Annotated in this window: 23 protein-coding genes; 13 read left to right on the forward strand and 10 right to left on the reverse strand. The window is 68.9% G+C overall.

What is annotated here, in order from left to right; translation table 11 throughout:
* Nucleotides 1-56 precede the first annotated feature (56 nt).
* From ACLARN_RS08945 to ACLARN_RS08955, 3 genes are read left to right on the forward strand one after another with little or no spacing between them, the layout of a single operon-like run.
* Nucleotides 57-1,103, forward strand: a complete 1,047-nt coding sequence (locus ACLARN_RS08945) for an alpha/beta hydrolase (protein ID WP_409490836.1) — start codon at nucleotides 57-59, stop codon at nucleotides 1,101-1,103.
* A complete protein-coding gene (locus tag ACLARN_RS08950; RefSeq protein ID WP_409490837.1) occupies nucleotides 1,100-1,933 on the forward strand; it encodes an SDR family NAD(P)-dependent oxidoreductase in 834 nt (277 codons plus the stop codon). Before ACLARN_RS08945 ends, ACLARN_RS08950 begins: the two co-directional genes overlap by 4 nt.
* On the forward strand, nucleotides 1,930-3,183 hold the full coding sequence (locus ACLARN_RS08955) for a glycosyltransferase (RefSeq protein ID WP_409490838.1): 1,254 nt from the start codon (nucleotides 1,930-1,932) through the stop codon (nucleotides 3,181-3,183). Before ACLARN_RS08950 ends, ACLARN_RS08955 begins: the two co-directional genes overlap by 4 nt.
* Here ACLARN_RS08955 and ACLARN_RS08960 read toward each other — a convergent pair.
* Complete coding sequence (locus ACLARN_RS08960) at nucleotides 3,162-3,596, reverse strand: SRPBCC domain-containing protein (RefSeq protein WP_409490839.1); 435 nt, start codon at nucleotides 3,594-3,596, stop codon at nucleotides 3,162-3,164. The two genes, ACLARN_RS08955 and ACLARN_RS08960, sit on opposite strands and share 22 nt — an antisense overlap.
* Nucleotides 3,597-3,802: 206 nt before the next feature.
* Between ACLARN_RS08960 and ACLARN_RS08965 the strand changes: the two genes are divergently transcribed.
* Together ACLARN_RS08965 and ACLARN_RS08970 are read left to right on the forward strand one after the other, a co-directional pair.
* On the forward strand, nucleotides 3,803-4,606 hold the full coding sequence (locus ACLARN_RS08965; RefSeq protein ID WP_409490840.1) for an LLM class flavin-dependent oxidoreductase: 804 nt from the start codon (nucleotides 3,803-3,805) through the stop codon (nucleotides 4,604-4,606).
* A gap of 156 nt (nucleotides 4,607-4,762) precedes the next feature.
* The gene (locus tag ACLARN_RS08970; protein WP_409490841.1) at nucleotides 4,763-5,746 is read left to right on the forward strand and encodes a TerC/Alx family metal homeostasis membrane protein; all 984 of its coding nucleotides are present in this window, start codon (nucleotides 4,763-4,765) and stop codon (nucleotides 5,744-5,746) included.
* Nucleotides 5,747-5,856: 110 nt separating this feature from the next.
* Here ACLARN_RS08970 and ACLARN_RS08975 read toward each other — a convergent pair whose 3' ends face one another.
* Nucleotides 5,857-6,159, reverse strand: coding sequence for a hypothetical protein (locus ACLARN_RS08975; protein WP_409490842.1), 303 nt, complete (start codon nucleotides 6,157-6,159; stop codon nucleotides 5,857-5,859).
* 40 nt (nucleotides 6,160-6,199) lie between these two features.
* On the opposite strand from ACLARN_RS08975, the gene ACLARN_RS08980 reads away from it, so the two are divergent.
* The 3 genes from ACLARN_RS08980 to ACLARN_RS08990 all read left to right on the forward strand — a co-directional run bounded on the left by ACLARN_RS08980 (nucleotide 6,200) and on the right by ACLARN_RS08990 (nucleotide 9,309).
* Nucleotides 6,200-6,472: a hypothetical protein gene (locus ACLARN_RS08980; protein ID WP_409490843.1), complete on the forward strand. Its 273-nt coding sequence runs from the start codon at nucleotides 6,200-6,202 to the stop codon at nucleotides 6,470-6,472.
* A 354-nt stretch (nucleotides 6,473-6,826) separates the two neighbouring features.
* On the forward strand, nucleotides 6,827-7,621 hold the full coding sequence (locus ACLARN_RS08985) for a hypothetical protein (RefSeq protein ID WP_409490844.1): 795 nt from the start codon (nucleotides 6,827-6,829) through the stop codon (nucleotides 7,619-7,621).
* Nucleotides 7,618-9,309 (forward strand): serine/threonine-protein kinase, encoded by a 1,692-nt coding sequence (locus ACLARN_RS08990; protein ID WP_409490845.1) that lies wholly within the window; start codon nucleotides 7,618-7,620, stop codon nucleotides 9,307-9,309. Before ACLARN_RS08985 ends, ACLARN_RS08990 begins: the two co-directional genes overlap by 4 nt.
* A 46-nt stretch (nucleotides 9,310-9,355) precedes the next feature.
* Here the strand turns inward: ACLARN_RS08990 and ACLARN_RS08995 are convergent, their stop codons facing one another.
* Complete coding sequence (locus tag ACLARN_RS08995) at nucleotides 9,356-10,189, reverse strand: DUF2382 domain-containing protein (protein WP_409490846.1); 834 nt, start codon at nucleotides 10,187-10,189, stop codon at nucleotides 9,356-9,358.
* A gap of 382 nt (nucleotides 10,190-10,571) precedes the next feature.
* Between ACLARN_RS08995 and ACLARN_RS09000 the strand changes: the two genes are divergently transcribed.
* Entirely contained in the window at nucleotides 10,572-12,173 is a 1,602-nt protein-coding gene (locus tag ACLARN_RS09000; protein ID WP_409490847.1) for an ATP-binding cassette domain-containing protein, read from the forward strand.
* A gap of 4 nt (nucleotides 12,174-12,177) precedes the next feature.
* Here ACLARN_RS09000 and ACLARN_RS09005 read toward each other — a convergent pair whose 3' ends face one another.
* The 3 genes from ACLARN_RS09005 to ACLARN_RS09015 form a co-directional block, all read right to left on the reverse strand.
* Nucleotides 12,178-13,002 carry a class I SAM-dependent methyltransferase gene (locus tag ACLARN_RS09005; protein ID WP_409490848.1) on the reverse strand — a complete coding sequence of 275 codons (825 nt, stop codon included), beginning with the start codon at nucleotides 13,000-13,002 and terminating at the stop codon, nucleotides 12,178-12,180.
* A gap of 342 nt (nucleotides 13,003-13,344) precedes the next feature.
* The gene (locus ACLARN_RS09010; protein WP_409490849.1) at nucleotides 13,345-14,355 is read right to left on the reverse strand and encodes a YdcF family protein; all 1,011 of its coding nucleotides are present in this window, start codon (nucleotides 14,353-14,355) and stop codon (nucleotides 13,345-13,347) included.
* A 140-nt stretch (nucleotides 14,356-14,495) separates the two neighbouring features.
* Nucleotides 14,496-16,115 carry an ABC-F family ATP-binding cassette domain-containing protein gene (locus ACLARN_RS09015; protein WP_409490850.1) on the reverse strand — a complete coding sequence of 540 codons (1,620 nt, stop codon included), beginning with the start codon at nucleotides 16,113-16,115 and terminating at the stop codon, nucleotides 14,496-14,498.
* Between ACLARN_RS09015 and ACLARN_RS09020 the strand changes: the two genes are divergently transcribed.
* Together ACLARN_RS09020 and yidC are read left to right on the forward strand one after the other, a co-directional pair.
* Entirely contained in the window at nucleotides 16,092-16,535 is a 444-nt protein-coding gene (locus tag ACLARN_RS09020; protein ID WP_409490851.1) for a DUF6412 domain-containing protein, read from the forward strand. The two genes, ACLARN_RS09015 and ACLARN_RS09020, sit on opposite strands and share 24 nt — an antisense overlap.
* A 69-nt stretch (nucleotides 16,536-16,604) precedes the next feature.
* Complete coding sequence (yidC, locus tag ACLARN_RS09025; RefSeq protein WP_409490852.1) at nucleotides 16,605-17,399, forward strand: membrane protein insertase YidC; 795 nt, start codon at nucleotides 16,605-16,607, stop codon at nucleotides 17,397-17,399.
* A 36-nt stretch (nucleotides 17,400-17,435) separates the two neighbouring features.
* On the opposite strand, the gene ACLARN_RS09030 is transcribed toward yidC, so the two are convergent.
* Nucleotides 17,436-17,783 (reverse strand): beta/gamma crystallin domain-containing protein, encoded by a 348-nt coding sequence (locus ACLARN_RS09030; protein WP_409490853.1) that lies wholly within the window; start codon nucleotides 17,781-17,783, stop codon nucleotides 17,436-17,438.
* Between the two features lie 312 nt (nucleotides 17,784-18,095).
* Nucleotides 18,096-20,381: an excinuclease ABC subunit UvrA gene (locus ACLARN_RS09035; RefSeq protein ID WP_409490854.1), complete on the reverse strand. Its 2,286-nt coding sequence runs from the start codon at nucleotides 20,379-20,381 to the stop codon at nucleotides 18,096-18,098.
* 57 nt (nucleotides 20,382-20,438) lie between these two features.
* On the opposite strand from ACLARN_RS09035, the gene ACLARN_RS09040 reads away from it, so the two are divergent.
* On the forward strand, nucleotides 20,439-21,398 hold the full coding sequence (locus ACLARN_RS09040) for a helix-turn-helix transcriptional regulator (protein WP_409490855.1): 960 nt from the start codon (nucleotides 20,439-20,441) through the stop codon (nucleotides 21,396-21,398).
* Nucleotides 21,399-21,775: 377 nt separating this feature from the next.
* Here the strand turns inward: ACLARN_RS09040 and ACLARN_RS09045 are convergent, their stop codons facing one another.
* Complete coding sequence (locus tag ACLARN_RS09045) at nucleotides 21,776-22,525, reverse strand: TetR/AcrR family transcriptional regulator (protein WP_409490856.1); 750 nt, start codon at nucleotides 22,523-22,525, stop codon at nucleotides 21,776-21,778.
* 83 nt (nucleotides 22,526-22,608) lie between these two features.
* On the opposite strand from ACLARN_RS09045, the gene ACLARN_RS09050 reads away from it, so the two are divergent.
* A complete protein-coding gene (locus ACLARN_RS09050) occupies nucleotides 22,609-23,784 on the forward strand; it encodes a DUF418 domain-containing protein (protein ID WP_409490857.1) in 1,176 nt (391 codons plus the stop codon).
* 12 nt (nucleotides 23,785-23,796) lie between these two features.
* Here ACLARN_RS09050 and ACLARN_RS09055 read toward each other — a convergent pair whose 3' ends face one another.
* Complete coding sequence (locus ACLARN_RS09055) at nucleotides 23,797-24,267, reverse strand: Lrp/AsnC family transcriptional regulator (RefSeq protein ID WP_076168891.1); 471 nt, start codon at nucleotides 24,265-24,267, stop codon at nucleotides 23,797-23,799.
* Nucleotide 24,268: the final 1 nt, after the last annotated feature.

The raw sequence follows: 24,268 nt of genomic DNA on the forward strand, positions 1-24,268 counted from the left end.
GGTAATCGCCGTCACATTTTCGAATTCTGTCGAACGACCGGGACAAAGGATTACGTATGCGCATTACTTCGAGGCGGCTGCGGGCCGTCGCGCTGCTGGCGGCCGTGACGTGCTCGCTGCCGAGCGTCGCCGCCGCCCCGGCACTGGCCGAGAGCGGTGTCCCGGACGCCCGGGCCGACGACGGCTCGCACGTCGTCGCCCAGACCACTGTGGACGGTGATCCGCGGATGCTGGACCTCACCGTGCGCTCGGTCGGCGTCGGGAGTTACGCGATGGTCCGGGTGATCCTGCCGTCGGGATGGGACACCGAACCGGACCGGAAGTGGCCTGCCGTCTACCTGCTCGCCGGGGAGACGCGACTGCAGGACTACCGCGGGTGGACCGCGAACACCGACATCCGGAAGCTCGCCGACGATGCCGGCGCGCTGGTGGTGATGCCGGGTTCCGGTTCCGCGGGGTTCTTTTCCGACTGGTGGAATTACGGCAAGGACGTCGTCCTCAATCAGTGGGAGACGTTCACCGCGGTCGAGATCCCGCAGCTGATCGATCGTGGCTATCGCGGCGACGGCAGGCGGGTGGCGGCCGGGCTCTCGCTCGGCGGATACGGCGCGGTGGAACTCGCCGCCCGGCGGCCGGGGGTGTTCCGGTTCGCCGGGTCGTTCAGCGGCAACCTCAACCCGACCGGCCCGTACGGCGAGCTGCTGACCAGCGCGATCGTCGCCTCGGCCCGGCAGGATCCCGAGGCGCTCTGGGGCGACCGGCGGCGCCAGGCGTCCCGCTGGGACGCGCACGATCCGCTGGTGAACGCCGATCGCCTGCGCGGCACCGAGCTGTACCTGTCGACGGGCAACGGCCTGCCGGGACCGTTCGACGGCAAGCTCCCGGTCGACGTGCTGCCCGGCGCGATGCTGCTCGAATTCCTGTGCTCCGGCCAGACCACCGCGATGGCGGACCGGCTGAGCCGCCTCGGTGTCCCGGTCATGACGGATTTCTACGGGCCGGGTACGCACCACTGGGCGTACTGGCAGGACCAGTTGCACAAGACCTGGCCTCGGATGCTGCGCGCGCTGTCGGCGCCGGTGAAGGCGGGGGAGGCGTCGTGACTCGTCCGTCCTTTGTGGTCACCGGGGCTTCGAGCGGGATCGGGCGGGCCTGCGTGGCCGAACTCGTCCGGCGCGGCGCCCACGTCTGGGCCAGTGTGCGCACCGACGCGGACGAGACCGAGATCGCCCGCGTGTACGGCGAAGCGGTCTCCGTGCTGCGGATGGACCTCCGGGACGCGGCGTCGATCGCGGCGTGCGGCGAGAAGGTCGCGGCGGCGGGACCGTTGCGGGGCCTGGTGAACAACGCCGGGATGGCCCGCCCTGGACCGCTGGAACATGTCCCGCTCGAGGACTTCCGGCAGCAGTTGGAGGTCAATGTCACCGGTCAGCTCGCCGTCACGCAGGCGATGTTGCCCGCGTTGCGTGCCGCGCCCGGCGCCCGGGTGGTGACGGTCGGGTCGATGGGCGGGCGTATCGCCGGGCCGATGGTCGGGCCGTATCACACGTCGAAGTTCGCCTTGGTCGGCTTGACCGACAGTCTGCGCGCCGAACTGGCGCCGTCCGGGATCGGCGTGGTCCTCGTGGAGCCCGGCGCGGTCGCCACGTCGATCTGGCCACGCGCTCGCGTCGCCGCCGCGGAGGTGCGCGCCGCGTTGCCGGAGGTCGCGCGGGAAAGGTATGCGGCGCAATTGGACGAGGCGGAACGCAGTGCGGAGCGTTCCGCGCGGAACGGTGTCCCGCCGGAACAGGCCGCGCGGGTCGTCGTCCACGCGCTGACCGCTCGCCGTCCGGCACCGCGGTATCTGGTCGGCCGGGACGCGCGGATCGCGGCGGTGCTGGCGAACCTGCCGTTCCGGCTCCGTTATCGGCTGACCGCGGCGAAGCGATGAGCCGGCTCGTCGTGATCGTCGCTCCCGGTTCGCGCGGCGACGTCCAGCCGTGTATCGCCTTGGGCCGTGGTCTGGCCGTCGACGGCGATCGTGTGCGGGTGCTGGCGGCGGAGCGATTCCGGACGCTGGTGACCGGCCACGGTCTGGACTTCGCGCCGCTTTCGGCCGATCCGGGCGACGTCCTCGGTTCGGACGGGGGACGCGAATGGACCGAGGGCGGGCGTAATCCCGCGACGTTCCTGCGCGGGCTGCGGGGCGCGCTGGCTCCTGTGATGGAACGTTTGCTGGCGGATGTCCACAAAGGAGCGTCCGGGGCGGATCTCGTGCTCGCCCCGACACTGGGTTTCCTGGGCGCGCACCTGGGTGCCTCGCTCGGCGTGCCCGACGTCGAACTGCACTACCAGCCCAGCGTGCCGACCCGGGCGTTCGCGCATCCGTTGCTGCCGTGGTCTTCCAGGCTCGGTCCGTGCGGACGGCGGCTGAGCTTCCACGCCGTCGACAGCGTCGCCTGGCAGGTGCTGCGCCCCGAGGTGGACCGCTGGCGCGAGCACTCGCTCGGACTGCCCGCGGCCGGGGTGCGCGGCCCCTGTCGGAAGGAAACCCCGGTGCTGTGCGGGTTTTCCGACGCCGTCGTGCCCCGGCCGAAAGATTGGCCCACCAGGGTCCACGTCACCGGATACTGGTTCCTCGATGCTCCCGCCACGTGGAGGCCGGACCCGCGCCTGCGCGACTTCCTCGCTTCGGGGCCGCCGCCGGTGTACGTCGGTTTCGGCAGCATGCGGCCGTCGGAGGCGGAGCGGACCTTCGCCGCCGTCCGCACGGCGTTGCGCCGAGTCGGGCTCCGGGGTCTTCTCGGTACCGATGCCGAGTACGCCGACGACGATCTGTTGACGGTCCAGGACGTCCCGCACGCGTGGTTGTTCCCGCGCACCGCGGCGGTGGTGCATCACGGCGGCGCGGGCACGACCGCGGCGGCGTTGCGGGCAGGTGTCCCGGCGCTGGTCTGCCCGGTCTTCTCCGACCAGCCCTACTGGGGAGACCGCGTGTACCGCCTCGGCGCGGGCCCGCGCCCGCTGCCGTTACGGGAAGTCACCGCGGACGCCTTGACCACGCGACTGCTGGAGTTGTCCGGTAACCTCCTGTTCCGCCGCGGGGCGCAGTACGTCGCCGCGCGGCTGCGCGAGGAGGACGGGGTGGCGCGGGCCCGTGAGGTGCTGCGGGACGTGGGTCAGCGCGTCTCCGCGAGATAGGTGGCGAGGCAGTCGAAACAGGACTGCCAGCCGTCGACGTGCTCGTCGCGCTCCGTCACGGTCTCGAAGATCGCTTGGTGGAAGGTCATTTCGGTTTTGCCACCCCGGTCGGAGAGGACGATCGTGACGAGGGTGTCGTGGCTCCGCGCGCCTTCCGGCTCCTCCCAGGCGAAACTGAAGACGAGCCGCTCCGGCGGGACGATCTCGTGGTAGACCCCCGAGGCCCACAGGTCGGTCTCGCCGTCACTGACGCAGACCCGCCAGCGGCCGCCCTCGGTGAGGTTGACCGTGCAGGACTTGGTGCTGAACCCGGCCGGGCCCCACCAGCGGGCGAGATGGTCCGGATCGGTCCACACCCGGAAGGCGAGCTCGCGGGGCGCGTCGAGGAGGCGGGTGATCGTCAGGTCGGTCATCGATTCTCTCCCGCGACGAGTGTATTCAACCAAGGGGTTGAACTGTAGTGGGTTGGGTGGTGGTGTCAAGTCGCAAGTAGTCGACTGGTTGCGGGGTCGTCTGAGGTACATGAAGGACCCCTTGCTTGCGCCTAGGTACAGGAAGGGGGCCTTCATGTACTTGGGGAAGGCGTTGCGAAAGCCCGGTTCACTCGTACGGTCACACAATGGACCTGCGCTCAGCACTCTGGTTGCCGATCTTCGACGAACTGGCCGACCCGGTGGTCATCACCCGGCTCGCCGCCGAGGCCGAAGAAGCGGGCTGGCACGGCCTGTTCGTCTGGGATCACGTTCGCTGGCGCGAGCCGGTGCGCGCGATCGCCGACCCGTGGATCACCCTCGCCGCCGTCGCGTCCGCCACCGAGAACCTCGTCTTCGGCCCGATGGTCACGCCGCTCGCCCGCCGTCGCCCGGTCAAACTCGCCCGCGAGACGGTCACGCTCGACCGGTTGAGCGGCGGCAGGCTGATCCTCGGTGCCGGTCTCGGCAGCGACCGTTTCGGTGGCGAGTTCTCCAAGACCGGCGACGAGCCGGACGACCGCAAACGCGGCGAGATGCTGGACGAGTCGCTCGAGATCCTCACGGCCGCCTGGTCCGGTGAGCCGGTGCGGCACCACGGCGTGCATTACACGGTCGACGACATCACGTTCCTCCCGACGCCGGCGCGCCCGGTTCCCGTGTGGCTGGCGGGTTTCCCGGGGAAGCAGAAGCCGATGCGGAGGGCTGCTCGCTACGACGGGTTCTTCCCGGTGCACCTGCCGAGCGCGGACGAGTTCGCCGAGACGGTCGAGACGATCACGGCGCTGCGTGAAGACGACCGGAAGCCGTACGACTTCGCGATCGGCGTCCCCGCGGGCACGGACCTCGCACCCTACGAGCGGGCGGGAGCGACCTGGTGGATGGCCGAATTCCCGTGGGACGACCTGTCCGTCGACGCGGTGCGCGGCGTGCTGCGGGACGGCCCGGCCTGATCCGTCTTTAACATCTCTTTACCAAATGGCATACTGTGACGACGAGGGGAGTACTTCTCAAGGGTCTGCCCGGTCAGTACGGACACTCCGCCGGTGTCCCCGGGAGGCCGCCCGACGGGTGAAGGAGACCTCGAACTTCGAGTTCGAGGAGGCTCCATGCCCGAGTCAAGCGTCGCCGTGGGATCGCCGGGGTTGTGGGCGATCAGCATCGCCGCCCTGCTGGCACTGCTCGTCGCCGATTTCGCCGTCACCCGACGTCCCCACGAGGTGTCGATGCGGGAGGCCGTCGGCTGGTCGGTCTTCTACCTCGCGCTCCCGGTGGTGTTCGGCCTCTGGCTGTGGCTCGAATTCGGCGGTGGGCAGGCGCTCGAGTTCATGACGGGCTTCGTCGTCGAGAAGTCCTTGTCGGTCGACAACCTGTTCGTCTTCATGTTGCTGCTCGCAGCCTTCGCGGTCCCGTCCGCCGTGCAGCAACGTGTGCTGCTGTACGGCATCGTGGGCGCGCTGGTGCTGCGAGGAGTGTTCATCGCGGCCGGGGCGGCGATGCTGTCGGCGGGCACCTGGGCGTTCCTCGTGTTCGGCGCGATCCTGTTGGCCTCCGCGGTCAAGATCCTGCGTGAGGCCATGTCGGACGGCGAAAGCGAGATGGATCTCTCGAAGCTGCGGTCGGTCCGGTTGTTGCGCAGGCTGATGCCGGTCACCGACGACTACCGCGGTACCCGGCTGACCGTGCGCGAAAACGGGCGCCGTGCGCTCACGCCGCTGGCCGTGGTGGTCGTCGCCGTCTTCGCCACCGACGTGGTGTTCGCGGTCGATTCGGTGCCCGCCGTCTACGGCATCACTGAGGACCCGTATCTCGTCTTCGCGACCAACGCCTTCGCCCTGCTGGGCCTGCGCGCGCTCTACTTCGTGCTTCATTCGGCGCTGGCGAAACTGGTCCACCTGAACCACGGCCTCGCGATCATCCTCGCCTTCATCGGGGTGAAACTGGTGCTGCACTGGGCACACGGGATCTGGCCGGGGGTGCCGCAGGTGCCCACACCCGTCTCACTGGGGGTGATCATCGCCGTCCTTGTCACGGTTTCGTTCACCAGCCTGTACGCGCGCCGTCGCGAAGCCGCACGGTCGAGCCAGGAGTGAGCGATGATCACCGGACTCGTCGTCGGCTTCCTGATCGATCTGGCTGTCGCCGCACTCTTCCTCGCCGCGTTGCTCCTGGTCTTCGCGGCGATGCGGCCGCCCCGCTGACCTCAGGGGAAGCGCAGCACGGTGATCCCGGCCAGCACGAAGAACACCAGCACCACCAGGGTGCTGCTGTGCCCGCCGGACGAACTGGTCACGACCTGCTCGACGGCGCCGGTCAACCGTACGCCGCAGTCGGCGACGACGATGTGCTTGCCCGCCTCGATCCGGGTGAACTCGACGGCCGCGGTGAAGGCGCCGGTGCCGTCGGCGTAGGCATGGCCGACCCGGTCGCCGTCCGACGTCAGGGTGACGGGCGCGCCGGGAACGCAACCCTTGCCGGTCGCGGACAGTTCGTCGCCGGGCTGCACGCTCGGCCGGTCGAGGACCAGATCGTTCGGCCCAGGCGGGGTGCTGCTCGTCGAGGGGACGTCCGTCGGCGGGGGAGTGTCCGTTGTGGACGGTGGCGTCGTCGTGTGCGGAGTCGTCGTGGTGACCGGCGTGGTGGTCGTGCCCGGTCTGGTCGGGATGGTCGGGGTGGTCACGGGGACGGTCGGTTTCGTGGTCGGAGGCACCTTCGTCGTCGGCGGCGCCGTGGTCACGGTCCCGGTCACGCGGAAGGTCGCGCTCCCGGTCAGCGGATTGCCGGTCCGCGCGTTCGTGCAGCTGCCCGCGACGGTGTAGCTACCGGGAGTCGCGTTGCCGGGCACCGTCGCCCCCACCTGTCCACTCGGGGCGCTGACCGAGGTGATGGCCGCTCCCGACCACGTGAAAGAAATCGGGCCTTTGCACGGGGAGAAATTCCAAGAAATGGTGAAAGAACTCCCGGCGCTCCCACTCGAAGGTTTCAAACCAACCGTTGATTGATAAGGCGACTGTTGCGCGTTTCCTGTTCCCACCAGGGAAAGCAGGAACAGCAGTCCGGTCACGGCGCCGAATATCAGCCGAACCACGATACGCATTGGGACGTCCCTCTCCGGTAAGTACTCGCTGTAGCATTCCGGACCAGTCGGATTTCGCAAACAGGGGATGCGCAAAATGGGACGTGTCATCGCGGCAGGGGTTGCGTTGGGTCTGTGTGCGGTCCTCCTGGGCTCGCCACCGGCCATCGCGGACAGTGCGGACAGTGGCAGGCTCGAACTGGCGGTCACCCTCGACGACCGGCCGATCACCAACGCCACGGTCACGGTCGATCCGGCCAAGCAGCTCGAACTCACCGTCACGGCGACCAACAGCGGCGGGACCGCGGTCAAGGTCCGCAGCGTGCGGGTGTCCGGCGTCGCGCTCGCCCTGACCTTCTTCGCTTACGACACCACGGCCCCGTTCGAGGTCCCCGCGCACAGCCGGGTCACCAGGACCTTCGTGCTGGACATGGCCGACCTCTCCGGCCAGGCGATCGGCCTGCTCCCGTCGACGGTGGAACTGCTGGACGCCCAGCGCGGAACCCTCGGCGAGGCCGCCACGGTCGCCGACATCCGCGGTTCCTTCTGGTCCGTCTACGGCGCCTTCGGTCTCGCGATGCTCGTGCTCACCGTGCTGGCGTGGCTGACCGCCCTGCTCGCGCTCGCCCGCCATCGTCTGCCGGCCAACCGCTGGCGCCGCGGTCTGCGGTTCCTGCCCGCCGGGTTCGGCACCGGGCTGGTCGCGGTCGTCTCGCTGTCGGTGCTGCGGCTCGTCCCGCCCGAACCGGCGATCGAGATCCCGGTGGTCCTCGGCGCCGCCGTCATCGCGTTCCTGCTCGGCTATCTGACGCCGCATCCGGCGCCCGCACCCGCCGCTGCCGACGTCGACACGGTCCGCTTTCCCGACGCCACCAAGGAATTCAACCGATGAGCGCACCCGCCGAGGTCGTCGCCGCGCTGCCGCAGTACGAGATCGGGGCCGCGATCGGCCAGGGCGGGATGGGGGTCGTCTTCGCCGGCGTCCACCGTTCGCTGCGGCGTGATGTCGCGATCAAGCAGCTGCCGTGGGACGTGCTGAACCACGCCGTCAGCAGTGAGCTGTTCGACCGCGAAGCGCGTGTCCTGGCCAGCCTCGACCACCCGCACATCGTGCCCGTCTACGACTACGTGCGCACCGGCCGCGAGCACCTGATGGTGATGGAACGTCTCGACGGCGGCACGGTGCACAGCCGGTTTCAGAGCGGGGCAGTCAGCGCGGAGCAGGCCTGCGCGATCGGGCTGGCGATGCTCGCCGGGCTGCACGCGGCACACGAAGCGGGCGTTCTGCATCTGGACGTCAAACCGAAGAACCTGCTCCTCACCACGCAAGGCGTGATGAAGGTGGCCGACTTCGGCATCGCGAAGGTGATCAGCGAGGGCGCCACCCTCGTCACGCACGGCGGCGAAGTCCTCGGCACGCCCGCCTACATCGCGCCGGAACAGGCGATGGGCAACGCGCTGAGCCCGGCCGCCGACGTCTACTCGGCGGGCACGGTGCTCTACGAACTGCTGTCCGGGAACCTGCCGTTCGACAACACCCGGGGCGCGATCAGCATGATGCGCCAGCACATGTTCACCGACCCGCGCCCGATCGACGGCGTGCCCGCGCCGATCGCGGCGGTCATCATGCGCAGCCTCGCGCGGGAACTCGACTCCCGCTACCGCGACGCGGAGACCTTCGCGGCCGACCTCGCTTCGGCCGCCACCGCCGTCTACGGGCCGGGCTGGCTGGAACGCTCCCGGGTGCCGGTCCGGCATCTCACCCCGCGGGTGATCTCCGCGCTCAGCACGCCGATCGCCGCTCCGGTTCCGGTCGGGGACGGCCCGACTCGGCCGGTTCGCCGTGCCACCACGCCGGATCCGACGCTGTCGGCGACCCGGGCGGCGTTCGAGCCCGAGCCCACCGGGAAGCCGGGTGGGGTGCTCTGGTTCAGGCTCGCCGCGGCGGTCGCCGCGATGGTGCTCGTGGTGCTCGCGCTGCTCAACCCGGAACGGCTGCCGCACGAGGCCGGACTCACGGCGGTCGACGGCGTGCTCCTCACCGCGCCGGTGGAGGTGGACCTCAGCAAGACGTTCACGGTGACCGGAGAGGGCGATCCGCAACGGCTGAGCCTCGACCTGACGGCCGCGGGGATACCGCTGGGTTCCGCGACGGCGACACCGAAGGCCAACGACGGCTTTTACCGAGCCGATCTCCAGTTCCCGGGGCTCACCCGGTGGATCGTCGGCGGGGCCGTGACCGCCACGGTGACGACCGACGGCGCACCCCAGACGTTCACGCTGCTCACCCGGCAGCATCCGCTGGCGAGCGCGCTCGGCGCGGGCAGCCTGATCCTGGCGCTGTTCGCCTTGGCATACCTGGAATCCGGGCTGCGGACCATCCGCAACGGCCACCGCTGGCGGGGCGCCCTCGTCGGCGGGCCGGTACTCGGCCTGCTGTTCGGCGCCACGACGTGGCTGTGCGTCTCGGTGCTGCGCGTACGCGAACCCGCGGTGCTGTCCGGCGTCGGCTGCGCGATCGCGGGTGCGGTGGCGGCGGGTTTCGTCGTCGCGGCCGCCCGCGCACGCCGCTCGCGCTGAAACCCCAAGGGGCGGCCCGTCGCGCGGGCCGCCCCCTGTTCCGGGATCAGGACTTGCGGTGCTTGCCGTCGTCCGTGACCTCGAACTGCTCCTTGCGGACCTTCCCGGAGATCGTCTGATCCTCGGTGACGGTCTCGGTCTTGAGCCTCGCCCGCTCGACCTCGACGGTTTCCTTGCCCACCACCGGTTTCTCGGCGTGCAGCACGACCTCGGTCTCGTCCTCGGCGATCTCGGCCTTCCCGCCGGAACCCTTCGTGATCGGTTCCCGCTCGATGCGCACCTCTTCGTGGCTGACCGGGATGGTCACCTGCTGCTCCTCGGTGACCACGTACTTGCGCAACCGGACGTGGCCGGTCTCGACCTGTTCGGTGCCGACCTTCAGCCGCTCCTCGGAGCGCGTCATGCTGTGCTCGGCGTCCCGGTCCTTCTTGCCGGTGCCCGCGTCCATTCCGGGCTTACCGCGACCGGTGCCGCCCATGGCGCCCTTCCCGGCGGCCGCGTCGTCCATTCCGGACCGGCCCTTGCCCCGCGCACGGTCGTCCATCCGGCCGTCCGGCGACGTCCGCGGCATCGGCAGCCCGTAGTGCTTGTACAGCTGCGCGCTCTCCTCCATGGACAGGTGTCCGTCGGCGTCGATACGGGGCGCGTCGGAGACGGCGGCCTTGTCGACGCGGACGTGCACGCCGTCCTTGTCCGCGTGCGCCCCCGAGAGCGGGACAAAACTCTCCTTGGTGCCGAACAGGCCCGTCTTGACCGTGATCCATTCCGGCTGGTGCGTCGCATCGGCGAGGTAGACGTTGCCGACCTTTCCGAGCTTGTTGCCCGTCGGATCGACCACGGCACTGTCGATGAGTTCCTGCGGCTGCATGGTCTTCGCCATCGGCTCTGCTCCTCCCGAACGATGTTGCTGGTGAGAAGCCCACCGTCGGCCGGGCCGGTGATCATGGCAACCGTCGTGGTGCACCTGTGGGTGACCCCTGAAAGTGAGGGTTTGAAGCCGTGCTCACGGGCTAGGCCCGGGATGTCGTCGCAGGTGGAAGGGGGTGTCCGAGGGGTGACCGGTGGTCATGGGTTGGTGCGAAGGTGTGGATCTCCCGCTCGCCGGAAAACCGGATGCGCGGATGCCGGACCCTGTCCTACCCTCGTGATCGTGATGCAGCAACTGCTGTTCCTCTGAGGAACGACGCCTCCACCGGTACCGCGAGCCGCGGTACCGGAGTTCGTTCTTCCTGCTCATCACTTTCGCTGGAGGCAGTCCCTTCATGTCATCCCCTCTTTCGCCCGCGCCACTGCGTGCGGCGCACGTCCGCCTGTCCGACGTCCACCTGTCCTTCGGGGGACGGCCGGTGCTCTCCGGAGTCGACCTCGTCGCCGCTGCCGGTGAGCGGGTCGCCATCGTCGGGGAGAACGGCCGTGGCAAGACCACCCTGCTCCGGGTACTCGCCGGTGAGCTGGCCGCAGACCGCGGTGAGGTGCACCGCGCGGGCTCGGCCGGTGTCGCCGACCAGCAGATCCCGCTCGCCGCGACCGACACCGTCGGCGCGCTGATCGATCTCGAACTGGCCGCCGTACGCGGTGCGCTGGCTCGTCTGGAGGCGGCCACGGTCGCGCTCAGCGATGGCCGTCCCGGCGCGGACGACGTCTTCGCCGCCGCGCTCGCGGAGGCCGAGGCTCTCGACGCGTGGGACGCGGACAGGCGGGTCGAGGTCTCGCTGGCCGCCTTGAACGCCGTCGACGACCGTGACCGTCCACTCGGGACACTGTCGGTCGGGCAGCGCCACCGCGTCCGGCTGGCCTGCCTGCTGGGTGCCGGGCATTCCGTCCTGCTGCTCGACGAGCCGACCAACCACCTCGACGCCGGCGGGCTCGAGCACCTCACCGAACGACTGCGCGCCCACCCTGGCGTGGTCGTCCTGGTCAGTCACGACCGGGCGTTGCTCGCGGACGTGGCCACCACGGTGATCGACCTCGATCCGTCGAGCGACGACCGGCCCCGGGTCTACGGCGGTGGCTACGCCGCCTATGTCGAGGCTCGCCGAGCCGAACGCGCCCGCTGGGAGTCGTTGCACGCCGAGCAGATCGCCGAGCGACAGCGGCTCGCCGACGATCTGTCGTCGGCGCAGAACCGGTTGCGTGACAACTGGCGGCCGCCCAAGGGCACCGGCAGGCACGTCCGCGCCACCCGCGCGCCGGGGCTGGTCAGGGCCGTTCACCGTCGGCAGGAGGAGCTGGCCGGGCACGTGGTGGCCATCCCGCCACCGCCCGCCCGGTTCGCCATGCCCGAGCTACCGGGGCGTCGCGGGGCGAACCTGCTCCGCGCCGCCGGGGTGACGGTGGCCGGGCGGCTCGCGCGTCCGGTCGAGCTGGCGCTGGAAAGCGGCGACCGGCTGGTGGTCACCGGGCCCAACGGCGCGGGTAAATCGACCCTCCTTGCCGTGCTGGCCGGCGAGCTGGAGCCGAGTACGGGCACGGTCACCCGTTCCCGATCGGCGCGCATCGGGCGGCTGGGACAGGAGTCCGATCTGCCGGGCAGGCGTTCGGCGACGGAGCTTTACGACGAACAGCTCGCCAGGGCCGGGACTTCGGGGCCGGGGCTGGGCGAACTCGGCCTGCTCGCCGGGTACGACCGGCGACGGCCGGTGGCCGAACTGTCGGTCGGTGCCCGGCGGCGGCTGGACCTGGCACTGGTGCTGGCTCGCCGCCCGCACGTGGTGCTGCTGGACGAACCGACCAACCACCTGTCCGCCACGCTCGTCGACGAGCTGACCGCCGCACTCGCGACCACCCCGGCCGCGGTGGTGATCGCCACGCACGACCGGCAGCTGTCGCGGGACACGGCGTCCTGGCCGAGGCTCGCGTTGTGAGCCGTCACCCGCGGTGGGCGATGGTGTAGCGCACGGTCTGCGCCAGCACCACGCTCCCGTCGGGCTCGCGCAACGGTTCGAGTTCCGCGAGCACGGCCTGGCGTACGGCGTCGAGGCGGTCTTCCGGGACCAGCTCCCAGAACAGCCGCTGGCCGTGTGACCAGGACCAGGTGATCCAGTGCCCGGGGTCGGCGAACTTCACCGGATAGACGCGTTCCACGGACGTGACGCCGGTGAAGCCCGCCGACTCCACGGCCTGGTCGAAGCCCTCGATGGTGGCGAACAGACCGGATCTGACGGCGAGGGTCCAGGCCAGCTCCGGCGGCACGAACGGTTTGAACACCTCACGCACGGCCGCCCATCGGGGATCGTCCGCGCCGAACGTGGTCACACCCGCCCGGCCGCCCGGCTTGAGCAGGCGGTGCCACGACCGCAGACCGGCGACCGGATCCGGCAGGAAGAACACCACGAAGGACGCGAGGAGCACCTCGAAGCCGGCGTCGTCCAACGTCGGTTCTTGGGCGTCCATAAGGGAAACCGAGACATTGGCCAGCCCGCGGTCCTCGATGTCCTTCGCGGTGCGCTCGATCATCGCGGAAGAGAGGTCGATCCCCAACACCGATCCGTCCGCGCCGACTCGCTCGGCCGCCGGGAACAGCACCGCGCCGCGCCCGCAGCCGACGTCCAGCACACGCTCACCGGGGGCGACCCCGGCGCGATCGAGCAGTTCGCGGGCGAACACGCCGAAGAAGTCGACGCCGAGCGCGTCGTAGGTCTTCGCCGTCCGGTCGAACAGCAGCGCCATCGCCTGCCGGGTATACGCGCTCATGCGCAGGACGATGGCCCGGCGCACTGATGTTGTCAAAGGAAGGGGCTGGATTTGTCACGCCGTGCCGATCGGTGCTGACACGAATTCGCCCTGAGATATCAGTTCTTCAGCAGGGGCTGTGACACCCTACCGAGGTAGACGTCAGGCGTGCCTGTATGGACGACACGCGGCGGGCAGTCGGTCCGGTGCCGATGTCGTGACGGCCCGAACGGTGCTCGGTTGATGTCCCCAATGAGGCATTGGAGACGCTGAGCGTCCCTAATGTGGCATTGGGGACATCGACCTCGCGTGATCTCCGTCTGAAGAACGAAACCAAACGTCAAACAAGCAGGATCACGCGTGCTAGAAGACCCGGGACAACTGGGAGAGGACGATCAAGCCACAGATGATCAGGTTCTTGACCTTGTGGTCGACCAGGATGGCCACGAATTCGCGGAGAGTGGCGCTCGGCCAGAAGTACCAGGCCGTCGGCGACCCGATAACCTGACCGTTCACCTTGGCGCGGCGGGCGGTCAGGGCGGCGCGGAGCACGTGGAAGTTGTTCGTGACCACTGTGCACCGGTACTCCGCCTTCTCCCGCTTCATGATCTCGGCGCTGAAGGTGAGATTCTCGAACGTCGTCCGCGACCGATCCTCCAGGAGGATCCGCTCCCTCGGCAGCCCGGCCTCGACCAGGTAATCGGCCATGGCATGGGATTCAGGCAAGTCCTCGTCAGGCCCTTGGCCGCCCGACGTGACCACCATCGGCTCCCGGCCCCGGCGACCCTCCGCGTCCACGACGCGTTTGGCCCGCTTCAGGCGGCTGGCCAGCAGCGGCGGCACCTGGTGGCCGTCCAGCAGCCCCGAGCCCAGCACCACGATGAAGTCCACGTCCTTCTCGGGACCGATGCGGCCGTAGACGATCGAGTACAGGAGGAAGCAGACGAAGAGAAATGAGACGTAGACGATGATTCCGTTGAGGCTGCCCCGGAGGATGTCGAGCGGCTCCCAGGCCAGTTGCGTGACCGTCGCGTTGAACACGATCAGCAGGCAGATGCCGATCCCGGTCAGCAGCGACAGCACGTTGGCGAGCCTGCGGCCCTCGCGGCGGAGCATGGTGATCCCGTTGCAGATCAGGAAGACCGTCAACGCGAGGACCGTCGGCACGATCAGCAGGACCACACCCAGCGCGACCACGCCCGCCGCGTCGGGCGAGACCGAGGCGAGCAGTGCGATGAGGGTGATGCCGAGGAACAGGAGCGCGAAGAAGAGGTAGAAGCCGTTGCGCAGCCGACGTCGGTCGCGAAGGAAGCTCACCAGGAACGCCGCGCAGCACAATGCCGCGATGGCGAAGGGAATTGCGGCGGCCTGCACGAGATCTCCAGCGTTCGGACTAGACGGGCACTCGTGTATCGGCACGCGGTGCGGCGGCATTGAAACACACGGCGGCGGCGCTGGTGACGCTGTCGCTCGGCGTGTCGCCTTTCCTTACCCGACAGGGGGAAACCGGCGGCTTACCGCGCCCGCTGCACCGGCCGCTCGTCCCACACCGGTTCCGTCGTTTCCCGCACCTTCCCGTCGGTGCCGAACACGAGGAACCGGTCGAAGGAGCGCGCGAACCACCGGTCGTGCGTCACCGCCACCGTGGTTCCTTCGTACGCTTCCAGCGCCTGTTGCAGCGCTTCCGCCGAGGCGAGGTCGAGGTTGTCGGTCGGCTCGTCGAGCAGGAGGATGGTGGCGCCGCCGATCTCCAGCAGCAGGATCTGGAATCGCGCCTGCTGGCCACCGGAGAGCTTCTCGAATCGCTGGTCGCCTTGGCCGTCGAGTTCGTAGCGGCGCAGGATGTTCATCGCGGGCCCGCGGCTTCGCGCGTAGCCGGTCCAGAGGATGTCGACGAGCGTCTGCCCGAGCAGTTCGGGATGAGCGTGCGTCTGCGCGAAATGGCCGGGTACGACCCGGGCGCCGAGTTTCCACAGGCCGTCGTGCGCGACGTCCTCACCTGCCAGCAGGCGCAGGAAGTGCGATTTGCCGGAGCCGTTCGAGCCGAGCACCGCGACTCGTTCGCCGTAGAAGATCTCCAGGTCGAAGGGTTTCATCAGGCCGCGGAGTTCGAGTTCTTCGCAGGTGACGGCGCGGACGCCGGTCCGGCCACCGCGCAGGCGCATGGTGATCTTCTGCTCACGCGGGGGAGCGGCAGGCGCTCCGGCCTCCTCGAACTTGCGTAGCCGCGTCTGGGCGGCGTGGTAGCGCGAGGCCATCTCGTCGCTGCGTGCGGCGTACTGGCGCATGTCGGCGACGAGTTTCTTGAGCTGGGCGTGCTTTTCGTCCCAGCGGCGGCGAAGCTCCTCGAAGCGTTCGAACCGCTCCGTGCGTGCCTGGTGGTAGGTGCCGAAGCCGCCGCCGTGCACCCAGACGTCGCTGCCGGCGGGACTTGGCTCGACGCTGATGATCTTCTTCGCCGCCCGCGCCAGCAGTTCCCGGTCGTGCGAAACGAACAGCACGGTCTTCTGGGTCTCGCGCAGTCGCTCCTCCAGCCAGAGTTTGCCGGGGACGTCGAGGTAGTTGTCCGGCTCGTCGAGCAGGAGGACACCGGAGCCGCCGAGCAGTAGCGCCTCCAGGACCAGCCGTTTCTGTTCGCCGCCGGACAGGGTGCGCACCTCGCGCCAGCGCGCCTTCTCGTACGGCAGGTTGAGCGCGGCCGTCGTGCACTTGTCCCACACGACTTCGGCTTCGTAGCCGCGCGCGTCGCCCCAGTCGGCGAGCGCCTGGGCGTAGGCCATTTGGGATGCTTCGTCGTCGCGTTCCATCAGTGCGAGTTCGGCCTCGTCGACAGCGCGGGCGGCGGTGCGGAGCGCGTCCGGTGACACCGAGACGAGCAGGTCCCGCACGGTCCGTTCGTCCCGCACCGATCCGACGAACTGGGGCATCACCCCGAGCCCGCCACTGATGGTCACCGAGCCGCCGTCGGGCTTGAGCTCACCCGAGATCAGCCGCAGCAAGGTCGTCTTGCCCGCGCCGTTGGCGCCGACGAGCGCGCAGACGGCGCCTTCGCCGACCCGGAACGAGACGTCGCCGAGAAGCATCCGCCCGTCGGGCAGGTAGTACTCGACGTGCGCGACCTCGACGTGTCCCATTTCGACAGCCTGCCTTCGCTCGCGGTGATCACGCAACGCAATATCTCCGGTAAGGTCGGTGACGTGGAGCGAACCTACTTCGGCGTGCGGCTCAAGCTGATGCTTGCGCTGTTCCTGCCCGAGTTGTTCGTCGTGCTCCCGGTCGTCGGCGGGGTGAACCCGCTGAGCCTGGTCACCGCGCTGACGGCGTCGGTGGCGGTCGCCAACCCGCTCGGGCTGGCCGCCGCCTTGACCGCGTCCCTCGCCGTCATCCTGGTCGCGCTCGCGGCGCATTTCCGGCTGGAACCGACGGCCGCCGCGATGAAGGTGCGCGCCATCAGCCTGCGCGAACGGGCGCAGCTGTTCTTGAGCCTGCGCGACCCCGACGCGCGCGGCCGCGTCCGGCCACGAGCTCCGTCACCGGGCATCGTGGCTGCCTGACTTCTCTTCGTTCGAAGGTGAGGCAGTCACTCCTGCCCGCGCACCTTCAAACGACGGAGTGATTTGGTCATGTTCGATGTCTTTCTGTACCCCGTTTCCGCCATTCTCTGGTTCTGGCACAAGGTTTTCGGCGCCGTGGCGAGCCCCGACTCAGGCGTGGCCTGGGTGCTTTCCATCGCGTTCCTCGTCTTCACCCTGCGTCTCCTGCTGGTGAAACCCGCGCTCGGCGCACTGCGCGCGGGCCGACGTACGCAAGCACTCGCCCCGCAAATGCAGAAGATCAAGGAGAAATACGGCAAGGATCGCCAGCGGATGGCGAAGGAGATCCAAAAACTGCACGCCGACAACGGTTCCAGCCTGTTGGGCGGCTGCCTCCCGGCGCTGGTCCAGCTGCCGGTGTTCCTGTCGCTCTACTGGGTACTGCGTGATTTCACGCCGGAAGCCCAGTCGAATCACGTATTCGATCGCGCCGGGGTGGAGTCGTTCCTGAACGCCGACCTGTTCGGCGCGAAGCTCGGAAACTGGCTTTCGCAACCGGCGGCGGAGCTGGCCGCGTTCGGCACCGACCACGCCCACATGATCGCGGTCGGGGTGCCGTTGATGCTGATCGCGAGCCTGGCCACGTTCTTCTCGATGCGCTCGAGCCTCACCCGGCAGACCACGACCGCCCCGCAGGCCGCGGGGATCGCGAAGCTGATGATGTACCTCGCGCCGCTCGGGATGCTGGTCTCGGGTTCGTTCTTCCCGGTGCCGATCGGGGTCCTGCTGTACTTCCTGGCCACCAACGTGTGGACGCTGGGGCAGCAGCATTTCCTCACCAAGGTCGTCGACAGGGAAGAAGAGGCGAAACCCCACCGCAACTAGTCACCTAGTTGCGGTGGGGTTTCGCCCCGTCCGGCGTCACCAGATGCGCACTTCGTAAACCCGGACGGTGCCGGAGAAGCCCACGCCCTGCCAATAGCCGAGGGTCGACGATTCGTAGCGGCCATTGCGTTCGTAGTTGATCGTGGCCTTGTTGTTGCCCGAGAAGATGTTGTAGACCCCGCCGATATTGGTGCCCGTGACTCCCGAGTTAGCGAAGCACTTGTTGGTGCCCATTCCGTTTCCGAACGAAACGTCCAGCTTCACGAAGTCGTTCCGGTTTCCGCAGGCGACCTCGCCGATGGCGAAGGCGTTCGCCGGGACGGCCACGAACAGTCCGAGTGCGGCTGTGCCTACGACGGCAAGCCTCTTGAGACTCTTGCGCATTATGGCTGGATTTCCTTTCGGAAAATGAGGGAGTTCTCTGCTTTCCGGTGTTCGCGAGCGAGCTTATCTTCCCTTGAACGACACGGAATGAAACGTCGGTGACACTGCCTGTTCCGTGTTCTGTCGTTGCCCGAAAAGGCAGGAGGTGGGTGGCCTCGACCCCAGTGTGACAACGGAAACAGGCCAAGAACTGTTCGGTACCGGCGTGTCGGGCAGAGCCTGATCGGGAATCATCTCGCTCTGCCTGGGAACTGTTCCCGGGCGGGTGGGTGTTCCCGGCGCCGTCCGGCGCCGGGAACGCGTTGCCGCAGGTCAGCGCTTCCGCAGGTAACGGCCCGTCAGTGACGTGGGGTCCTCGGCCAGCGCCGACGGCGTGCCCTCGAACACGACCGTCCCGCCGTCGTGACCAGCGCCGGGACCGATGTCGATGACGTGGTCCGCGTGCGCGATGACGCGCTGGTTGTGCTCGATCAGCACGAGGGTCGCGCCGTCGTCGACGAGGTCGTCGCAGAGCGCGAGCAGCTTGTCGACGTCGCTGCCGTGCAGCCCGGCGGTGGGTTCGTCGAGGACGAGCCGCAGGTCGGCCGCGGGGCCCGCGTCGGCGAGGTGGCGGGCGAGGAGGAGCCGTTGCCGCTCGCCGCCGGACAAGGTGTCGAGGCTCTGCCCGATCGTCAGATAGCCGAGGCCGACCTTCTCCAGCCACAACAGCCGCCGCGCGATGGGGGAGCCCTCGCCGAACAGGGCGGCGGCGTCCGCGGGGTTCATCGCCAGGACGTCGGCGATGGTGCGGCCGTTCAGCCGGGCGGCGAGCGTTTCCGGGTTGAACCGAGTGCCGCCGCAGGCGTCACAGCCGGTTTGGACGTCGTCGAGGAACGCCAGATCGGTGATGATGACGCCCTTGCCCTTGCAGACGGGGCAGGCTCCCCGGCCGTTGGCGCTGAACCACGACGGATGCTTCCCGGTCGCCTTGCCGAAGGTGTCGCGGATGGGTTCGGCGACACCGAGCACCGTGGCGGGGGTCGAGCGGATGCCGCCGCGCAGTGGAGCCTGCTCGACGACGACGAACTCGGGATGCCGCCGGGGGAGTTCGCCCGCGATCAGGGTGCTCTTGCCGGAACCGGCGACCCCCGACACGACGGTCAGGACGCCGAGCGGCACGCCGACGGTGACGTCACGGAGGTTGTGACTGCTCGCGCCGGAGATCGTCACGGTTCCCCGGGCGGACCGGGTCCGCTTCCGGAGGCGAAGCGGGGCACGGAGAACCTTCCCCGTTTCGGTGTCGGTCGCGGCGAGTTCGCCGGGAGCGCCTTCGAACTGGACGTGACCGCCGTCGGCACCGCCGGCGGGGCCGAGGTCGATGACGTGGTCGGCGGCCGCGATGACCGCGGGGTGGTGTTCGACCACGAGGATCGTGTTGTGCGCGTCGCGGAGTTCGGCCAGCAGTTCGAGCAACCGGTGCACGTCATGCGGGTGAAGGCCGGTGCTGGGCTCGTCGAACACGTAGCAGACGTCGCTGAGTGCGCTGCTGAGGTGACGGACGATCTTGACGCGCTGGGCTTCACCGCCGGACAGCGTCCTGGATTCCCGCGACAGGCTGAGATAGCCGAGGCCGACGGAATCCAGCGCGTCGAGGCGCTCCCGGATCGCTTGAAGGAGCGGTGCCACAGCCGGATCACGCACGCTCGCGACGACGTCGCGCAGGTCGCCCACCGGCAGCGCCGACCAGTCCGCGATGGATCGACCGTCGATCAGGCTTTTCCTCGCCGCTTCGGCGAGGCGGGTCCCCGCGCAGTCCGGGCAGGTGCCGCGGGTGACGACGTCGGCGAGCCCTTCTTGTTCCTCGGCGGTGAGGCGTGACGGCGTCTTGCGCAGGTACGAATCCCGCAGTCGCGGGAGGATTCCGTCGAACATGCCGTGCTTGGGGTACTCGGATCCGGGGTCGTCGAGGGTAAGTCCTTCGGCGTGCAGCAGGGTTTCGACCTTCGCCGCCGGTAACCGGCCCAGCGGGACATCCGGGTCGACGAGTCCGGATTGGACGAGTCGCTTCCACCGGTAGGTCCCGGGAGCGAACGTCGGGAAGCGCACGGCGCCTTCGCGCAGGCTTCGCGAGGGGTCGAGCAGCCGGTCGAGGTTGATGTCGTCGACCACGCCGAGCCCTTCGCAGCGCGGGCACATTCCGCTGGGGTCGTTGAACGAATAGGCGGGCGAGAACCCGGCGCACGGCTCGCCGAGGCGGGAGAACAACAGGCGCAGCAACGGCGCGATGTCGCTCGCCGTGCCCACCGTGGACCGCGCGTTCCCGGTGAACCGCCGTTGATCCACGATCGTGGTGAAGATCAGGCCGTCGATCCGGTCGACGTCGGCTGGCGGATGCTGGGGGAGCCGGTTCCGGACGAAGGCGGGATAGGTCCCGGTGACCAGGCGTTCGGCTTCGGCCGCGATCGTGTCGAACGCCAGCGACGACTTCCCCGACCCCGAGACGCCGGTGAACACCGTCAGCTGGTGTTTCGGCACCCGCACCGACACCTCGCGGAGATTGTGCGTCCGGGCTCCTTCCACGGTGATCCATCGGCCGCGTTCTGTCCGTACTTTCGCCATGAGGCCAGGCTACGATGAGATGTGGCCGGTTTACGGCCACAATTATCGGGAGGCGTCGTGACAGCACCACGAGAACGGATGTTGCGGCTGCTGTCGCTCCTGCAGACCGGCCGCCAGTGGCCCGCCGCCGAACTCGCGACGGCCATGGAAGTCCCGCCGCGCACGCTTCGCCGGGACCTCGATCACCTTCGCACCCTGGGCTATCCCGTGGAGAGCACGCGCGGTCCGGGTGGCAACTACCGTCTTGTCGCGGGCGGCGCGCTGCCGCCGCTCATGCTGGAGCACGACGAGGCGGTCGCCACCGTGCTCGGGCTGCGCCTCGCCGCCGCGGGCGGAACCGGCATCGACCTCACCGCCGAATCGGCGGACCGCGCCGCCGCGAAACTCCGGCGCGTCCTCCCGGCGGCCTTGCGCCGCCGGACCGACGAAATGCTCGCCGCGGTCGAGTTCGGGAGCGGTGAACAGCCGCGGGTCGCCCCTGACGTCCTGAACGTCCTCGCCGCGGCGATCGCGGCTCGCCGGTGCCTTGAGTTCGCGTACACGGCGAAGGGAGGCCCGTCGTCCCGGACGGTCGAGCCGATGCGCCTCGTCCAGCTCGGCAGGCGGTGGTACCTCTACGCCTGGGACCTCGACCGGCGGGATTGGCGGAGCTTCCGGCTCGACCGGATCACCGCGCCGAAGACGACCGCGGTGGCGTTCGAGCCTCGCGCTCTCCCTGTCGACGACGTCGCCGCACACCTCCAAGAACGCTTCCACAGCCCGAAATCGCTCCGGATCACGCTGACCCTGCACGTCGGCGCGAGTGAGGCCGCGGCCCGTCTGCATCGGATCGACGGGAGTTTCGAAGCGCTCGGCGACCATCGCTGCCGGTACGTCGCGTACGTCGATTCGTTCGAGTGGCTGGCCGTGGTCCTGACCCTGACCGATATCGGGTTCACCGTGGAGGAACCGGCCGAGTTCGGCGAGTACCTCGCGCGGACGGGGCGGCGTCTGCTGCGCGCGACCGAACCCGGCTAGGTGGTGAGTGGTAAGGACGGTTAGGGCCAAGGGCGTCTTAGGTACCGATCGGGTTCCGGGTGTCGTGTCGCGAAAGCCACTTTCGGGACATCAGACGTCGCGAAAGTGGCTTTCGCGACACCCGGGATGGTGGCCGCGCTCAACGCCTGAGTCACGCTTCGGCCGAGTAGGTCGTGAGTGGTAAGGACGGTTAGGGCGGACTTGCATTTGCGTACCTACGCCGGACCGGCACGAGGTCGCGCCACCCAGACACAGCCGAGCGGGGAGGATTTGGGACGTTGGACGTCCTAAATCCTCCCCGCTCGGCCCGGCACCGGTTCAGTGGGTAGGCAAATACTGGTCCACCCGAACCGTCCTTACCACTCGCGAGACTCACCTCAGGACCGCTGAGCGGCGATCGTCGCCGCGACTCCGTCCAGGACCAGCTCCAGGCCGAACGCGAAGTCGTCGACAGCCGGATCATCCTCGGGTCCCGGCTCGAAGACCTCGGCGCTGAACAGCTGGGCCGCGTAAGGAAACCGCTCCGGGTCGACCAGCGTCGCGAGTGTCCGCCCATAGTTCTGTTCGACGTCGGCCTGGCTGAGCCCGGTGCCGTCGCGCCCCTGCTCGAGTTGCCGGGTCAGCGTCAGCGCGTGCCGGAGGTAGCCGCTGACGACGTTCAGGACGCCGACCTGGGTGGCGAGGTCGAGTCCGGTGTCCCGCAGGACCCGCAGCATGGCGTCCATCCAGCTGATGGCGTTCGGCCCGCGCGGCGGGCCGGACGTCGGCATCTCTATCAGCCAGGGGTGTTCGGTGTACCTGGCGCGGATCGCGGCGGACCACCGCCGCACGCCCTCGCGCCAGCCGTCCTCGTCGCCGAGGTCGGGGGCTGGGCCGTTGGCGTGGTCGGCCATCAGTTCGAACAGCTCGTCCTTGGAGCCGACGTGCCGGTACAGGGACATCTTCGTGAAGCCCAGCGCTTGCGCGACCTTCTGCAGGGTCACGCCGTCCAGCCCGTCCCGGTCCGCCAGGTCGACGGCGGCGCGCACGACCTGGTCCAGATCCAGTTCGGCGGGCCGCCCGAGGCGGGCAGGCGCCGGGAGCCGCCAGAGTCGTCCCAGGTCGGCGGGCACCTCGCGGTCGGTCATGACAGGCAGCCATCCATATAGTGTCCATGGGATAGTATCCTAGGGACACTATCCAGTGATCGCGTTGAATTCAGGGGGAAGTCATGACCGGACAACTCGCCGCGGCGAGGGCACGGGTACACGACGTCGACGCTTTACGCGGCTTCGCGCTGCTCGGGATCTTCATCGTCAACATCACCTTCATGGCGTCCGGTTATCCGGGCAACCTCGTCACCGACCCGGCGTATTCGTCCACTTTCGACGACGTCGTCCGTGGACTGTCCTCGGTGTTCGTGGACATGAAGTTCTATCTCCTCTTCTCGTTCCTCTTCGGCTACAGCTTCACCCTGCAGATGGACGCGGCCGCCCGCGCGGGAGCGGACTTCGCGCCCCGCATGCTGCGCCGGATCGCCGGTCTGTTCGTGCTGGGTTTGCTGCACATCGTGCTCCTCTACGGTGGCGACGTCCTCACCACCTACGCGGTGGTGTGCCTGATCCTCTTCTGGATGCGCGGCGTCCGCGACCGAACGGCACTGCGGGTCGCCGCGATCGTGTATGGCGTCGTGCTGCTCAGTATGGTGAGCAGCGGGCTTTTCCTGGACTCTTCGGCGTTCCTGCCGTCCGGGAGCGAGGCACTGGCCAACGCCGAGCGGACCACCCAGGCGTTGCTCGGCGGTTTCGACGGGATCATCGGCCAGCACTTGAGCGGCCTGCCGCTGCTGGCGATCCAGGCGGTTTCGATGCAAGGCCCGACCGCGCTCGCGATGTTCCTGCTGGGCCTGGTCGCCGGACGGCGGCAGTTGCTCGCCCGGATCCGGGGAGACGAACCCGTCCTGCGCCGGATCCAGTGGATCGGCTTCCCGGTGGGGATCGCGGGCGGCGTGGGCTACACGCTCGGCGGTGGCAACGGGCATGTCCTGGCCGTCGCGGTCAGCGTCGCCACCGCTCCGTTCCTGACGGCGGCCTACGTCGCGACGCTGCTTCGCGTCATGCATCACCCGCGGACGGCGAAGGTTCGCGACATGCTCGCCCCTGCCGGGCGGATCGCGCTCACCAACTATCTCGGCCAGTCCCTGATCGGCCTGCTGATCTTCACCGGGGTCGGGTTCGGCGCCGTGGGCTCCCTCTCGCCACTGGCCACGGTGGGGCTGGCGTTGCTCATCTTCGCCCTCCAGTTGGTGGCCAGCGCGTTGTGGCTGCGCCGCTTCCGGTACGGCCCGGCCGAATGGCTCCTGCGGTGGGTCACCAACGGCAGCCGTCCGGACAAGATCACCCGGTAGGCCGTGACGGGCTCAGGCGCCGCCGTCCTGGGGCCACTGCTGGCCGCGGCTCCAGGAGTCCAGCACCATCAGGGTTTTCGTCCCCGTCACCTGGTGATGCCGCCTGATCTCGTCGATGGTCTGTTGCAGGTGGCCCATGTCCCGCACCCGCAGCCAGACGAGCGCGTCGGGATCACCCGCGATGGTGAACACGGCCTGTGCCTCCGGCATCCGGGTGGTCGTCCGGACGATCTCGCCGACCTTGGTGGTCCCGGTGAACCGCAGTTCGGTGAACGCCTCGATGGCCCAGCCGAGTTTGGCGTGGTCGATCTGGACGGTGTAGCCGACGATGACGCCGTTCTCCTGCATGCGGTCGATGCGGCGTTTGACCGCGGCGGTGGACAGCGTGACGCGAGCCCCGATGTCGCCGAGGGTGCGCCTGGCGTCTTCCCGCAGGAGTTCGAGGATTTCGCGATCGGTCTCGTCGATGAGCTGGTCCGCCATG

This window comes from Amycolatopsis sp. cmx-11-12 (assembly GCF_046269425.1).
In the GTDB taxonomy this organism is placed as follows: Bacteria; Actinomycetota; Actinomycetes; order Mycobacteriales; family Pseudonocardiaceae; genus Amycolatopsis.